15 protein-coding genes and 1 pseudogene are annotated in these 14,011 nt (G+C 35.5%); 1 reads left to right on the forward strand and 15 read right to left on the reverse strand.

Annotated features, from left to right (window positions below; all coding sequences use genetic code 11):
• Positions 1 to 86: 86 nt before the first annotated feature.
• The 15 genes and pseudogenes from CBI42_RS09510 to CBI42_RS09585 all read right to left on the reverse strand — a co-directional run bounded on the left by CBI42_RS09510 (position 87) and on the right by CBI42_RS09585 (position 13,094).
• Positions 87 to 629 (reverse strand): hypothetical protein, encoded by a 543-nt coding sequence (locus tag CBI42_RS09510; RefSeq protein ID WP_094753860.1) that lies wholly within the window; start codon positions 627 to 629, stop codon positions 87 to 89.
• A complete protein-coding gene (locus tag CBI42_RS09515; protein WP_094753861.1) occupies positions 626 to 1,204 on the reverse strand; it encodes a hypothetical protein in 579 nt (192 codons plus the stop codon). Before CBI42_RS09515 ends, CBI42_RS09510 begins: the two co-directional genes overlap by 4 nt.
• A 12-nt stretch (positions 1,205 to 1,216) precedes the next feature.
• Positions 1,217 to 2,149: a hypothetical protein gene (locus CBI42_RS12820; RefSeq protein WP_179211391.1), complete on the reverse strand. Its 933-nt coding sequence runs from the start codon at positions 2,147 to 2,149 to the stop codon at positions 1,217 to 1,219.
• A 73-nt stretch (positions 2,150 to 2,222) separates the two neighbouring features.
• Positions 2,223 to 2,426: pseudogene (locus tag CBI42_RS09525) on the reverse strand (DUF4176 domain-containing protein); the annotation flags it as partial.
• Positions 2,427 to 2,527: 101 nt separating this feature from the next.
• On the reverse strand, positions 2,528 to 2,797 hold the full coding sequence (locus CBI42_RS09530) for a DUF4176 domain-containing protein (protein ID WP_061421768.1): 270 nt from the start codon (positions 2,795 to 2,797) through the stop codon (positions 2,528 to 2,530).
• Positions 2,790 to 3,551 (reverse strand): hypothetical protein, encoded by a 762-nt coding sequence (locus CBI42_RS09535; RefSeq protein ID WP_094753862.1) that lies wholly within the window; start codon positions 3,549 to 3,551, stop codon positions 2,790 to 2,792. Before CBI42_RS09535 ends, CBI42_RS09530 begins: the two co-directional genes overlap by 8 nt.
• Positions 3,552 to 3,554: 3 nt before the next feature.
• The gene (locus tag CBI42_RS13305; RefSeq protein WP_256963702.1) at positions 3,555 to 4,898 is read right to left on the reverse strand and encodes an LXG domain-containing protein; all 1,344 of its coding nucleotides are present in this window, start codon (positions 4,896 to 4,898) and stop codon (positions 3,555 to 3,557) included.
• Positions 4,888 to 5,541 carry a DUF4176 domain-containing protein gene (locus CBI42_RS09550; protein WP_094753863.1) on the reverse strand — a complete coding sequence of 218 codons (654 nt, stop codon included), beginning with the start codon at positions 5,539 to 5,541 and terminating at the stop codon, positions 4,888 to 4,890. Before CBI42_RS09550 ends, CBI42_RS13305 begins: the two co-directional genes overlap by 11 nt.
• Positions 5,538 to 5,822, reverse strand: a complete 285-nt coding sequence (locus CBI42_RS09555; RefSeq protein ID WP_070480243.1) for a variable surface protein mvspG — start codon at positions 5,820 to 5,822, stop codon at positions 5,538 to 5,540. Before CBI42_RS09555 ends, CBI42_RS09550 begins: the two co-directional genes overlap by 4 nt.
• Before the next feature lie 7 nt (positions 5,823 to 5,829).
• Positions 5,830 to 6,225 carry a YwqH-like family protein gene (locus CBI42_RS09560; RefSeq protein ID WP_070480241.1) on the reverse strand — a complete coding sequence of 132 codons (396 nt, stop codon included), beginning with the start codon at positions 6,223 to 6,225 and terminating at the stop codon, positions 5,830 to 5,832.
• A gap of 183 nt (positions 6,226 to 6,408) precedes the next feature.
• Positions 6,409 to 10,842 carry a type VII secretion protein EssC gene (essC, locus tag CBI42_RS09565; protein WP_094753864.1) on the reverse strand — a complete coding sequence of 1,478 codons (4,434 nt, stop codon included), beginning with the start codon at positions 10,840 to 10,842 and terminating at the stop codon, positions 6,409 to 6,411.
• Complete coding sequence (gene essB / locus CBI42_RS09570; protein ID WP_094753865.1) at positions 10,843 to 12,042, reverse strand: type VII secretion protein EssB; 1,200 nt, start codon at positions 12,040 to 12,042, stop codon at positions 10,843 to 10,845.
• A 9-nt stretch (positions 12,043 to 12,051) separates the two neighbouring features.
• The gene (locus tag CBI42_RS09575) at positions 12,052 to 12,309 is read right to left on the reverse strand and encodes a hypothetical protein (RefSeq protein ID WP_061590471.1); all 258 of its coding nucleotides are present in this window, start codon (positions 12,307 to 12,309) and stop codon (positions 12,052 to 12,054) included.
• Positions 12,272 to 12,706 carry a type VII secretion protein EssA gene (locus CBI42_RS09580; RefSeq protein WP_239665278.1) on the reverse strand — a complete coding sequence of 145 codons (435 nt, stop codon included), beginning with the start codon at positions 12,704 to 12,706 and terminating at the stop codon, positions 12,272 to 12,274. Before CBI42_RS09580 ends, CBI42_RS09575 begins: the two co-directional genes overlap by 38 nt.
• 97 nt (positions 12,707 to 12,803) lie before the next feature.
• Positions 12,804 to 13,094, reverse strand: a complete 291-nt coding sequence (locus CBI42_RS09585; RefSeq protein ID WP_049492928.1) for a WXG100 family type VII secretion target — start codon at positions 13,092 to 13,094, stop codon at positions 12,804 to 12,806.
• Positions 13,095 to 13,275: 181 nt separating this feature from the next.
• Between CBI42_RS09585 and esaA the strand changes: the two genes are divergently transcribed.
• A complete protein-coding gene (gene esaA, locus CBI42_RS13310; RefSeq protein WP_256963708.1) occupies positions 13,276 to 13,995 on the forward strand; it encodes a type VII secretion protein EsaA in 720 nt (239 codons plus the stop codon).
• The last annotated feature ends 16 nt before the right edge of the window (positions 13,996 to 14,011 follow it).

The following is a 14,011-nucleotide window of genomic DNA, read 5'->3' on the forward strand; positions in this document are numbered from 1 at the left end:
ATTCTCATTGTTATAATAGACAGATTTTTCCTGATATATACCTAGGACAATGAAATTTTTAGTGTTACTTTTCATAATTATCTTTCTCATTTATAAGTTTTATACAGTTCATTTATGATTTTTCCTCTTTGGAATATCTTATTATAAAAGAACATAAAATATATAGTCATACATAAAATTGAAACAACTCCCCACGGAAGATTGCCATATGTGATAAAGAGGTGTGAAAAAAATATTATAATTAGTGGTAATATAATAAGAGATAAATAGGTCAAAAAGATATTCTTTCGCTCTCTTAACACGAAGTCCCTCATTGCTTTTTCCTCTAATTGAAGTTTTTCAACTTGCCTCTCACGATGGTACGTAACATAACAAACAACAAAGGCTATTATAAAGGAAATCAGGATGCCAATCATTAGAAATTGATATCTTCCCAGAATGGTTGAATAGTATTTGGAATTGACTTTTCCGATTATGACATAAATTATCATGATCAAGCTACTGCCAGCAGTTTCCAAAAAAGAAGTCTTTTTTCTTACTATATATAAACTAGAATCTTCATTATCAAAATAAACTGGATTTTTATCAATTGTTCCTATCGGAACCATATTTTTTAAATATTTTTTCATGAATCCTTTTCCTTAGTGGAATATTTTTTGTCTAACATATGAACCACTTTAAATCTTTGTATTGGTTTCGTGTTTAATAACAATAGGGGGAATATAAAAAATAAAATGGCTAAAAATAAAAATATAGCACTCGATAGCCATAAATAAATTATTGAAAAAATCACTGGAAGAAGAAATGCCAATAATATAATTAGATGGCTCTTAACTATATTTTTCTTCTCGTTTTTAAGAAAAGTTATCATATCAACGTTTGAAAGCACAAAAGGACTAATAATTAATTCTTCATTCAAAGCTGGTCTGTAGAGGAGTTTTGAGACAATGATCATTAGAAAAAAACCAAAAATCAAGGGCCAAAAACCACTGAATACCTGAGCCTTTGTTACTTCTCTTACAAGAACATAAAGAATAAGTGCTGCTCCTGTCGAAAAAGCGACAGGAGACGCTTTAAACTTTGTTTTAGAATGACCTAAGAACATCTTGTCTGTTTTCTTATCAAAAAAAACTGTTTCCCCTTCAAAATTACCAATTCCTACAAATTCAACGTCCTTTAACTTTATAATTTGATTTTTGTCCACGAGAATCTCCTATCACTGAAATACAGTTCCAATACCACTGAAAAAGTCAGATACTGCATTACCAACACCATCTATGATTTCCTTACCTGTTTTTACTACATTATTTGTTATTTTTGTGACTTCCTTTCCAACAGTATTATCATAAATCATATCAAATACAGCATTGCCTGCAATTGATAAACCCACTCCTACTATAAACCCTGTAGCAGCTCCAACAATACCACCTACAGCAGTTCCTGCAATAGGTATAACACTACCAATAGTAGCTCCAATTGCTGCTCCTGTATTCATACCAATGGTCATAGCTCCAGTCGATATTGCTGCATGAGCCCCACTCTTAATAACAGCATTCGGAACATTCTCACCAGCTGAAACTTGTGTAGTGAAATCAATTGCAGGACCGATAAATGACATCGCCCTACCTATTTCAGGACCAGACTTGGCAAAAGTTTCAATGCCTTCACTCAAACTTCTAATGACTCCTGAAGAGGAATTACTAATACCATCAAGTACATTGGGCGAAATTAACCCATTAGTACCTAGGTTAATAAAGTTTCCGAGTGAATCACTTAGTTGATATAAGGTACTAAGTACTCCTCCTAAAACAGTTGGAGTTTTTTCCAATAATTTAACCCAGCCCTTATCTCCAAACACATCAATACCATTCATGATTGACTCACTGGCGAAATTATTTTTTAAATCATTTGAAATTACATCAGAATAGTTTTGATTGTTTAAGTCCACCTTCCCACTATACTTAGACTCAGCAAGCTGTTTTGCGAGAGCATTTTGGTACTTCACAGCTTTGGAATTACTATGGATAGCTGTGTGAATCTCTGAAACCGAGTTTTTAAACCAAGTTCGATTATAATAATTTCTCGATGCGGTGTTCCCATATGGAAGAGGAGCATAACCTGATAGGGTAGCAATTTCACTATTTTGCATATCTACCTAATCTTCATTATAACATTTTCTCACCATATAGAAAATCCTAGAATGAAATTCTAGGATTTGTATGTCATTTTTTAAAATCATCTACACTAAAGTGGTCATAGGTGATTTTTGAGACTTCTTCATCATAACGATTCAAAAAGTCTTGAAAACGACGATCGATGTAACCAAAGAATAGAACTTCATCTATATCCTCTTTGTTAAAAAAGATAATGTTTTGATTAATAAGCCCTAGTGGAAGAGTGACAGCTCCAAAGTCAAAATAACCTTGCTTGCCGTCCTTTTCAGTTTATCAAAACACTTCCGACTACTCCTTCATTATTCATTTTTTTAGTAACGAAAGTTTTCACAAGCTGTTAATAAAACTCAGACCTATTTATCGCTAGAAATGAACTCTTCTAATCTTGTGATAAACTCTTTCTCAAACTCTGTTACGTGAGCTTTAAATAATACCTGCTCAATTTTCTCGGCATCAAACAAATACATTGACTGGGAATCTTCAAAGCCTTGAGGGTTTAGGACCCCAGAATAATCAAAAACTTTCCCTTCACTATTCTGTTGATAGCGCCCGACAATCATAATAGGTTGAGTCCCATTCTTTAATAAAACAGTTGTTCCGAGTGGCAACCAATTTTTATTCATCTCTATTTCTCCAATTCTTTATGATAGTATAAATATAATGTATTAGTAATCCTACTAAAAATGCGAATAAAGGGCGTAATGATACCAAGCTTACACCCACAACAAGGAAGGCTGATAAAAAATAGATGATAAACGCCTCTAACTTAGAAGGTCTTCTCTTCTCTGGAAGCATATCTAAATGTTCCTTCGTTATAGCTGAGCGTTTATCGAATCGATAAAAGAAACGATATCTTGCAGATAAAGAATCAATATCTAAAAAGTCATACCCCCTAATATAATCAATTACGTAAAACATCAGTAAATTGTCAATTTCGTCAATATTTTCAGTATAGAGAGAAAAGTTTCTCTTTCCAGCAATTGCAATGTTACTTGCAGCATAAACGGCAATCGGAATGCCATCTTTTGTAACAGGTAAAATATCTCCTTTACTACCTGAACCTACACACGTCATTTCATAGTTATTTAAATTGAATTGAAAAACTCCATGCCAATATGCTTGTTCCCATAAATGTTCAAATCTTTTTTCTTCATAATAAATCAAATCCTTATTTAACCCTCTTGCGACTATTCTTTTCCTCTTAGAAATGAATTCTGATTTTTTCAAGACAAGAATTTCTACATCTTTTGCATAGAGACGGTAACCTTCCTCTTCTTGAACGATTTCAATTCTTTCAGTCCAATGTTCATCATCAGGTAATTTTGACTGAAGGATAAATCCTTCTGAGTTTCCACGCAATTGTAATTGTATTTCCATGTTTTACCACCCTATTGATAAGCCCAATCCAAATGGTCCTAGTTTCATTTTTGCCTCTGCTTTTTCAGTTGTTACTCCCACTTTTGCCCTAGCAGAAACACCCACTCCAGCAGAAGCACTTACATCAATCGTAAGACCAAATATTTTAAATCCAGCTTTGGCTTCTCCTTCTACAATATAAGCATCAGCTCCCGCCTCTAATTGGTATCCTCTCTCCAGTTCACCTTTCTTATTAGTAAAAAAACCAATTTGGGCGCTTGCATCTGCCGAAGCTGTAAATGAAGATCCAGAAAGTTTTCCATGGATATCGTTTCTATCATCTCCCCAGCGAGCATGCCCTTCCGCCTCAGCGCCGGTAATTTTAGCTTTAGCTTTAACTCCAGCGCCATATTTTTGAGAAAGTTTTTTATTTTCTGAGTCACCTTTTTTACTTTCTTTGGCAGACAGTGGTGACTTGATTACACCAGCAGAAACATCTGCCTTAAGTACCGAAACTTCACCGCCTAAATTCTTATCACCTGCAGTAGTTTTCCCAGCATAAGCTTCAAATCCCATATCTAAATCAGAAAAATCATCATCAACCACAACTCCAGGTGGAAGGGTCTTAACTTTTTCTCCGCTATACTTAGACTCAGCTAATCGTTTGGCTAAATCATTCTGTAACTCTACTTTCTTTCCTCCACTATGCACAGCCTTAGTATATTCTGCAACATCGTTTTTAAAACCTGTACTACGATAATAACTTATTGCCGCATATTCGGTATATGGAGTGCTTGAACGAAGGGCGAGAAACTTTAATTGCTTATTTTGAACATTTATCAAATCTGTAAAGCTACTATCTCCAACAAGTTGATTAAAAGCCTCCATGTTCTTTATGGTATCATCTAAACTCTTGACTGCTTGATTATAACTTGTATTCACACTATCCAAGCTTGGATTCGTCAACGTTAGGATATCACTTATCCCTGCATAGATATTTTTCGTCTTACTGGAACTGCTCTTTAATCCCTCGATCGGATCTTTCATCCGTTGCTTGATGCGTTCTAGGTATTCTGTCTTAATAATCGCACTGTTGTCAGTCTCTGACACCATGTCTTGAAAGAGCTTCACAAGTTCATCATAGCGACTGACAATGCTATCTAGGGCATTGACATAGTTATCAACCAGTGGTATCTGATAGTTGGTCACTTTCTGGTTAATGGCATCCTTCACTGCCCCTTTGAGGCTATCAGTTGAAACGACCTCTGATAGACGACTTCTCGAAACAGACAGCTGTTCCTTGATACTATTTACCGAAATAACTAACAACTCTTTTTGAACTCGAACTTCGGATACATCAATCTTCATTTACTTCCTCCTCTGCATAAACACTGGAAATCAGTCCTGCGTCTAGATAGTCCTTACGCAGAGCTTCTTGGCAGTAGTGTTCATCCACCGTATCCGAATACCCTTCTGATACCACTCTCTTAATAAAGAGATTACTTAAAAACAAGGGTGAAGTGTCAAAGCGTAATCCAAATGGATAGCCATGACCGATGTAGTCCATATAATGACCATTATCCAAATCAACTCGGCGACCTGAAATGACTACAAAAAAGTCCATCTGTTCGCTTTCAAATGACTCAACCAAGTCCTTAGGAAGAAGCTCACGATCAAGTTCGACAACACTACCCAAAGGATAGATACGACTTAAGCAGAGATCCACATAGGAAGCATACTGGATAAAAAGCGAACGAGGTAAGGTGACTTCTTCTTGAAGACGCCGAATCCGCACGAGCTCTTTTTCATAGAAAAATTCCAACGGCGCCCCTATCATTGGATGATAATGATAACTTGGTTCGTCATTCATAAAAGCTATATAACACGCCCGAAAAACATCCGGATGTCCTGATAAGGTCATCGCTACCGCTGTCAATACTTCCTGCTCCTTTTCAGATAGGTTACATCTAGACAAAGCTCGGTCGAATAAAATCATTTGTTCTTCCTTCATGGTCGAAGACCTCCTGATGCAATAACTCCTGCTCCATGCGCGTCATCATCTAGCTTATTCTGACCTGCTTGTTCCATTTTTAGCGCGTCTGATCTGGTGAATTTTTTTAAAGTAACAATAGACTTGTTAAAGTGCTCCAAAACGTCATTAAAAGTGGTAAAAGGGGTAAGATCTGTGTGACTAAACCCCATATCACTTAGTTTACCGATTCCTGTAGTTGAAGTAGAAACACCTCTTGTAATAGTGTTCCAACTGGATTGATTTACACCTGTATCTACCATTTTCTCCCTAATCCTCCATATATTCATAGATACGAGCCTGATGATAATAAGATGCTATTGCAGACTGTAGTTCACTTGATTGAGTTTCCAGACTTCGTATCTTGTCCTCTATAGTCGTTTTATTATTGTTGTGGCCATCTCGAAAATTAGTTATATCGGTTCCTAAATTATAAAAATGACCTTCAAAATCTTGCTGACGACTCCCCTTAAAACTAGAGGAATCTAAAGGAAGAATCTGACCTAAAGATCTTGCACGATTATCGATAGACTGTATCTCACTTGCTAAAGCACTGCTAGCTTTTCTTAATCTAGATATTTTCCCATCAACTAAACTTTTTTCTATTCGAGCTTCAGCAGCTTGTCGACGAAATCTAGCCGCAATTTGTTTATAATACGACCCCATTTCCCTTCTCCTTTTTATAATATATAATTCATTTTAACATATTTTGCGTAGAATCAACACCCCGTATAGATATTCTTAAGATTAAACTTACACCCTTTGAATCATTCCCCAAAAGTGAAAACTCCTATAGCTAACTTTTGGGGAATGGCTCTTAGCAAGTTCAAGTGTGAAGGGTTGCTGAGATTATCTTGGTAATTTTATTCTGCAAACTTCTCTTCCAACAAAGAAGTGAGTTTCATCGACTTCTAAAAGAGTTTCTTTGTAATCTGATTTACCTTTAATCATTCCTTGATCCATAAATCTAGTACCAAATATACCTGCAGGCATATTTGCACGCAATCGCTTACTAAACTCATCAAATTTACTTTCAATATTTTTCTGATAGCCATGGAAAATAAAGTAAACTCCAGCTTTAGAGGCATTTTTGATAATCGTTTCTAACACATTTGCAGAAAGTAACATTTTTTCATTTACGGTATGAATGTCTGGCATGTAAACAAACATCATTTGATTATCACCACCTTGTAGTCTTCGTTCAATTTCACTGACAAGATCTGTTAATGCCGTACTAAAGTTATTTAACAAGATGATTGAATCAAAACTATCTGGATTTGCAAGACGTCCGTCAATATCAAAAAGAATACGTTGAGCTTGCCCATTCAAATTTTCAAATGCCATTAATAAAACTGATTCCAGTAGTTCTGTTTGCTGTGGTGTGTCATCCATAATGACAAAATAGCCATGTTCTTTAGGATTAAAGCTTACTACCTTAGTCGTTTCTTTATCAAATCCTATTGGGATTTGACCTTGTTGCATCATCTCTTGAACTGTAGCTGATTGTTTAAACTCATCAAGCGTCACTTCATTTGGCAACATTGGAATTGGTTCTGGGCAAACTCCTGTCCAGCTTCTTGCAATCAGCTTAACTTCTTCCTCCAAGTTATATAGACGCTCAATATCGCCTTCTCCACTTATAGGGAGATAAACCTGAATGGCATACGGAATATCTTCTTTCAACTGGGCACGGCCAAAAATTTCTTGCTGAATTAAAGCATCACGTCCTATAATTTCCTTAGAAGCTCCTTCATCAACTAGGTAAAAGGCCAAGCGCGAGGTAATATTGCTTGACATACTGATTTTAAGGCTATTTGAGCGGAGTGCTGTCAAAATCACATAGCATCCAAGACTCGCTCCCTCACGTAGGAGGCGGTTAATCATACTTTCAATAGCTTCTTCTAGCGCTGTGTCTTTTATAGTATCAAACCCGTCAAAAATAGTAAGAATAGCAGGGAGTTTCTCACCTGATTTTTGTTCGTATTGAGAAAGACTTGCTACATTATAGATGGCAAACTTCTCCTTACGAATCTTCAACTCTTGGTCAATACGTTTTAAAAACTTAACCAGTTTTTCTTCTTCATCAAACCTTGTTAAATCAACTACATGAGGTAAATCTTTTAGTGGCAAGAGTCCATTGGTTCCGAAGTCAAATAGATTGATTTGTACTTGCTCTGGAGTATTCAAGCGAGCGAGATTTAGCACTAGAGTTTGAAGAGCTAGGGATTTCCCAAAACCAGGCGAACCATAGAAAACTGTATGCCCCATTTTTTCCAAATCAAAATGATAATCCTTCTGACGTTGTTCTGTCGGAATATCCATTCGAGCAAAGGGAACGGCCAATACTTTTTCATCGGTCCAGTGAATATCTGTTTGAGGGGATATGATGGCTGTCTCTAAAGGTTCTAACCACGGTTTATCTGGCAGATTGAAAGGAACAGTCTTACTCACTCTTGCTATATAGTTTACAACCGCTGAGAGTTCCGTGATTTCTTCCGTCTGATCAGCAATATAATTTTCATCCTTAGATAGGTCATCAGACAACAATTCATATTGTCCTAGGTCATTTATCAACCAAATTCTTTCATCAACAACTTCTTGAACTCCCTCTGTTTGTGGGGCATACTGTGCACCACTCCATGCAGACTGGAACAATTCATAGATTTCGTTATTTCCTACTTGTAGGTAAGCACGTCCTGGTTCAGTAATGCTCGCCGCATCTGGTGTTTTGATTATTTCATTTGAATCAGACTCATCTGACACTTTCAAAGCTAGTTTGAAACGAGAGTTTGACCATATTTGATCATTAACGACCCCTGATGGCTTTTGTGTAGCAAGAATTAGATGGACTCCAAGCGAACGTCCGATACGGGCTGTCGAAACCAGCTCTGTCATAAATTCTGGTTCATGTTCTTTTAATTCAGCAAACTCATCACTAATAAGGAACAGATGAGGTAATGGTTTTTCTGGATAACCTGATTTGTCAGTAGCTTTTTGGCCTTCCTTATATAATTTAGTATATCCATTGATATGATTAACACCAAATTGATTAAAGAGACGTTGTCGTTTTTGTAACTCTGCTTTGATAGAAGCTAGGGCACGCGCACTAGCAGCTCCATCTAAGTTAGTAATAGACCCAAGCATATGTGGTAAATCTTTGAAAAGATTCGCCATCCCTCCACCTTTGAAGTCAATCGTAAGAAATCCAACATCCTCTGGACTAAAGTTTACAGCCATGGATAATATATAAGACTGAAGAATCTCAGATTTACCTGAACCAGTAGTTCCTGCTACAAGACCATGTGGCCCATGTGCACGTTCATGTAAGTTGAGTTCCACCTGGTCATCCTTCCCACGCAATCCCAATGGCACAGCTAACGTTTTAAAAGTATCCGCTTTGGACCATCTAGTCGCAACCTGTAACTCTTCAACTTCTCTGACTTGGTAGAGTTCCAAAAAGGTAACGGATTTAGGAATCGTGTTCTTCTCTACTTCCATGTGTTTTAGATTTGCTAAAGTACGAATAGAATCTTCATAGCAATCCAACAGCGGGTGGGGAATAAAGGTTTGAGCACTATAGGCACCTTCATCATTAATGATTTGACCTAAATTTTGATTCTTATATTCAATTAGAGTTGTGATAGTTTCTGGCAAAAGACGACGTGCCTCTTTCACCCAAATGACTGTTACACCCAACTCTGTCAAATCTTTGGCTAGATACTCATTCAAACTATGGCCAAGTAAATGGGAGTCATCCATAATCGTTAAGACATAATGGGGTTTAAAGCGCGCATCTTTTTCCCCCATTTCACGTTTGATTTGAGAACGTTTTTGAATGATACGGTAAAGCGAATTTAGAACGGCATCACGACTTCTGGCATCATGGACAAAACCACGAATATTTCGTTCCTGCATATTGAAATGAGGAAGAAATCGCCACTCAGACCAATCTTTCTCATATCTCTGTTCTTGAACAAGATTGATAAAATTAACATCTAAGTAGCTGTGAAACATTGCCATCTGTAAAAGCATGTTATATACAGCTGTCCTAGTTACTTCACTATTTCCAACAAGACCAACTGTCGCTTCAAAAATATTAACAGTAATTGGAACCTTCTTTTGCAAACTGTAGTCTTGCAAGACTGTGCGAGCAAACTGCGATATTTCATCTTTACTTTGCTCATCAAAATTTGTTTGCAGCTCTAGCTGGCTTAACCTATCTCCTAAACCCAAAGACACCTGTAAGAAATCTTCATTATAGTCCATTCTCTCATAAATTCTTGAATCATACTTTGCAATCAGTTCAGTAATGGTTGAGATTGACGGTTGATTATAATGTAAAATACTAGTTTCTTCTTTGTAGTATTTTTCTAAGTCAGATACTTGGTTTAATAAATATGCCTCATAATCTTGAATTCGATTTTTTTCTTGTTCCTTGGTATCCTTTTTCTCTTCAAAATACTGACTCATAGTTGTCGCTGCTGTCAGGAGACTAAAGCCCCCCATCCCTAGCATCATTACAGGATTACCTTTTGTCCAAATTGAACTCAATGCAGTTAAAGTAAACATTCCTAAAGCTGGAACAATTGCTCTGATGAGCGAGTTTTTTGGGAGTCTAATCGGTTGAGGAGGTTGATTGATAATGATTTTCCCGCTATGGATAATAGGGTTAACTCTGGGACTCCTTCTATATTCTGGAAAATCCATCGGATACTCATTATTTTTTTCTTGTATCAGAATTTGATTCCTATTTAATTGCGGTTCTTCGAAGAGACATCCAATCTTCCACTGATTCTTTCTTTTTTCTATAAAATAATTAGAAACCTTCATTCGGTTCCCTAATTCAAACGGATAAAGTCCTCCCTCTTTGACTAGACGGTCATTTAAATAAATCGGAGATTCCCCAAGTGTCACCTGTACTTGATTATTTGAAAAAATAAGTTGGTTCGAAATTTTCCAACTAATATCAGCTGATTCTTTCTTGCTACAAATAAATCGCTGTGGTGGGAAAATATAACTGATAAAAATATCTTCCTCAGGAACCAACAAGGTTACAATTTCTTTATCAAAAGTAGATTTTCCTCTTTCTAAAGTCTTACCATTTCGATAGACTATTCTACCTTCTACTGTATACTCGTTAGTACCGACCTTCACCTTTTGTCCTTCAAACAAATCTATTTTCTCTAGATTATCTTGTTCAATCAACAAGGTATAAAGAGGTTTATGAAGCTCTCCTAATTGGTCTCCCAGCTGATGATCATATTCTAGCTTTTTTGCCTTCATTTATCGTTCACCCTTTTCTTTTGTTCGGTTGTCTTTAGGAGTTGTTGTTTCAGTAGATGCTTTTGTATCACTACTATTTGTAGTAGCTTCTCCAATCTCAGCAGAAAGTTCCTTTATTTTCTTTTCATATTCTTCAAGTTTCTTTTGTTTTTCAGAACCATTCATATTGATGTCTGCCTTAACTGACTCGTATAGGTTTGTATAAGCATGTAAAATCAATTGCGTGTCCCCGATATTTTGTGCCACATCTAGAGCTTTTTCAAATTTTCCACGTCCAAGATAAATCCAATAAGAAAAAATTGTATCATCTGTTGATTCTGTAATCGTATTTAAAATAACTTCCTTTTGCTTATCACTCAAACTATCTAAACGGACATAACTTGCTGCTAAGATATACTTGGCCTCCTTGGGCAATGATTCTGTACCATAATTTTTTAATGATTCAACTGTTTCAGAGTAATCTTTTCGCATGAAATTTGATTGTGCCATAATGACTGATGATTTTAGTGGCCCATCTTTAAACATAGATTTGTAAGTTGCAAAGCTTAAGACAAGTGTGGTTGTAGCAAGTAAAGCTCCCCCTATTAACAAAGTCTTCCATTTTTTCTTGTTAACCAACAAATTTGCTTTTGAACTCTCTTCTGATAGTTTGGCATACTTTTCTGCAATATAATTATTGACATCAGCTACACTCTCTAAGGGAATAATATCTTGTGCCACCTTTTCCTTTATTGCATCAATCCCATGGATGGCTAGTTCAAAATCTATCTTAGGTAGTAAAATAGAAATCATTAAAGCTTTATAAGATTCTAGATAAAATTCAGAACTATACTGTTGAGGTGCAAGTAATTTTTCAATTCCATAGTGTAACATTTGTACATTACTTCCAAAAATAATGATATTTTCAGGATGAATGTACGGAATTTTATAATCATTTTCAGAACGAACTAATACAGACATACTTTGTGCCAAACTAAAACGTTCAAGTTCCGTAGTTCTTTCTAAAATTTCTTCTTTAACAGTTTTAAAATACTCAGGAATCTTATACTGCAAAGAAAGAACTCCGTCTTTCTGTACTATTTCTACTGGACAATATTCTTGAATCAATTCAAGTTGTTCTCTACGATAACCTGATGAAGAAATTTGAACTGATATTTGATTGTCTTCTCTCACAAATTCTAGTCGATCTGCTTCAAACATTTTTTCCTCCTATGATACATCCTCAATCTCTATATAATCTCCATCGCTAACTGGATAAACAGCCAAGATATCCATTGGTTCGATATGGATTTGTTTGTTTCTAAGCTTGAAACAAAACGAACTATTTAGAGGTAAATTCAACTGTTCTCTAACTTTGGTATCTTTTAGTAATTCTTCTAATCTTAACCAAGTTAGAGATTTTGAAACTAGAATATCTATTTGTTTTGCTCTATAGTCTAGAGTTAACTTTATTTTTTCGTAATCCATGCCATTTCCTTCCTAAATAGACTCCCAACAAAACCATAAACAGTAAGAAAAAACTGGTAAATACATTTCCCATCCAATCCTTAAAAATTGAATAATTCCTTTGTTTAAAAGAGGATTTCTCCTCTATAGTGTATTGATTAAACAATGATGTTTGGACAACAGTAGTTTCTAAACGATAAATAGAGTGATTTTCACCATCAGTAAATATAGTCTGCTCTGCTCCCTGTATAAGTTCTTTGGTTGTTTGAGTTTTCTGGTCCACAACCTTTTGGGTACGATTTAAAAATAAATTTGGAGCATATTTGGATTCTATCCTATTTTTGACCGTTTCCTGTGTACTATTTGTAATGATATCTGTATCAAGTTTTAAGCTACCATCGTCTGCATAGACTAACACAGGAAATACTATACAAAGAATTAATAGGTACTTTTTAATGTTCTTCATCATAAAATAAAAATAAGCGTCAAGTTCCCCTGACGCTCCTCAAAATTAACTACAAACCAAAGCTTTGTGCATCTTGTTGGTCACGTTCAGCTACTGTTTGAGCATAGTTGTTCAATTGTTGGTTGATGCTCACTAGAAGCTCCTCAAATTTTTGAACATGTGTATACAACTGGTTGTATTGCTCAAGGTAAGCATTAAATGCTTGACCTTTCCATTGTGATGCCATTTCGCCATTTGTTCGATTAACAGTTTGTACTGCCTGTTCAATTTGTTCTTTAGCACTAAGATAAATTGCCGCCTGAGATTGTAACTGTTCTGGGGTTAAACTAATTACTGACATTAGTATTCTCCTTTAATTTTTATTTTTATTATTTTATCATATATTTTATTATTTGTCTATCATTTTATTACACTATATTCCATTATTACCCCAGAAAATTTAAAACTTAATAGTTCAAATCGCCCCCTTGTTTCAGATTCACATTAGTGATATAATAAACTATAAATGAAAGGGTTTATGTATGAAAAAAATAATCATAGGTGGTAGCATTTTTGTAACATTATTGGTCGGTTCTGGTGCTGCTTTTGTTTACTTAAAAAATCAAGAAGTTTCAATAACTAATAAAGTAAATGACCGTAAATTAAATATTGCTTTAGTAAATGAAGACACTGGTGGATCTTTAAATGGGAACACGTATAATTTAGGGAATGATTTTACAACATTATTATCCAAAGATAGCTCAAACCAATGGACAGTTATGACTCGCAATGTCGCTGAAAATCGATTTGAGAATGGTTCTGTTGACGTCATTGTATACATAGAACAACAATTTTCAGAGAAAATAGCTCAGCTGGAAAGCTTTAACCCAGACCGAGCAAAGATAGCATATAAAACAAAATCGAATCTAGATCCTGTCAAATCTAAAAATGTAGAGTTACGTGTCGGAGAACATCTGAATACAATCAATCAAAACGTTATCAAAATGTACTTTTCGAGTGTCATTAACAACTTAGACGATGCGAAAAGAAATGTTGAAAACATTGTCAATGAGCAATCAGGAACACACTCTAAAATTTCTCAGTATATCTATACACCATCCAATCAAGCTAGCCAATCTATTACTAGTACTATGGATTTAGTTTCTGGTTTAGAAAAAAACAACTCTTCCTTCGAAGAACTTCAAAAAAATTTCTCCGAATCAGTTATAAAACTTTTAAATAGTACGGGTAATGACTTATAAACAAAACTTCAAGAGG

This window comes from Streptococcus sp. KR (genome assembly GCF_002238115.1).
Classification (GTDB): Bacteria; Bacillota; Bacilli; order Lactobacillales; family Streptococcaceae; genus Streptococcus.

What these genes read in the sequence shown, in the direction of transcription:
- CBI42_RS09510 (WP_094753860.1), bottom strand. Translation starts at nt 629, where the DNA reads ATGAAAAAATATTTAAAAAATATGGTTCCGATAGGAACAATTGATAAA.
- CBI42_RS12820 (WP_179211391.1), bottom strand. Translation starts at nt 2,149, where the DNA reads ATGCAAAATAGTGAAATTGCTACCCTATCAGGTTATGCTCCTCTTCCA.
- CBI42_RS09530 (WP_061421768.1), bottom strand. Translation starts at nt 2,797, where the DNA reads ATGAATAAAAATTGGTTGCCACTCGGAACAACTGTTTTATTAAAGAAT.
- CBI42_RS09535 (WP_094753862.1), bottom strand. Translation starts at nt 3,551, where the DNA reads ATGGAAATACAATTACAATTGCGTGGAAACTCAGAAGGATTTATCCTT.
- CBI42_RS13305 (WP_256963702.1), bottom strand. Translation starts at nt 4,898, where the DNA reads ATGAAGATTGATGTATCCGAAGTTCGAGTTCAAAAAGAGTTGTTAGTT.
- CBI42_RS09550 (WP_094753863.1), bottom strand. Translation starts at nt 5,541, where the DNA reads ATGAAGGAAGAACAAATGATTTTATTCGACCGAGCTTTGTCTAGATGT.
- CBI42_RS09555 (WP_070480243.1), bottom strand. Translation starts at nt 5,822, where the DNA reads ATGGTAGATACAGGTGTAAATCAATCCAGTTGGAACACTATTACAAGA.
- CBI42_RS09560 (WP_070480241.1), bottom strand. Translation starts at nt 6,225, where the DNA reads ATGGGGTCGTATTATAAACAAATTGCGGCTAGATTTCGTCGACAAGCT.
- essC (WP_094753864.1), bottom strand. Translation starts at nt 10,842, where the DNA reads ATGAAGGCAAAAAAGCTAGAATATGATCATCAGCTGGGAGACCAATTA.
- essB (WP_094753865.1), bottom strand. Translation starts at nt 12,042, where the DNA reads ATGTTTGAAGCAGATCGACTAGAATTTGTGAGAGAAGACAATCAAATA.
- CBI42_RS09575 (WP_061590471.1), bottom strand. Translation starts at nt 12,309, where the DNA reads ATGGATTACGAAAAAATAAAGTTAACTCTAGACTATAGAGCAAAACAA.
- CBI42_RS09585 (WP_049492928.1), bottom strand. Translation starts at nt 13,094, where the DNA reads ATGTCAGTAATTAGTTTAACCCCAGAACAGTTACAATCTCAGGCGGCA.
- esaA (WP_256963708.1), top strand. Translation starts at nt 13,276, where the DNA reads ATGAAAAAAATAATCATAGGTGGTAGCATTTTTGTAACATTATTGGTC.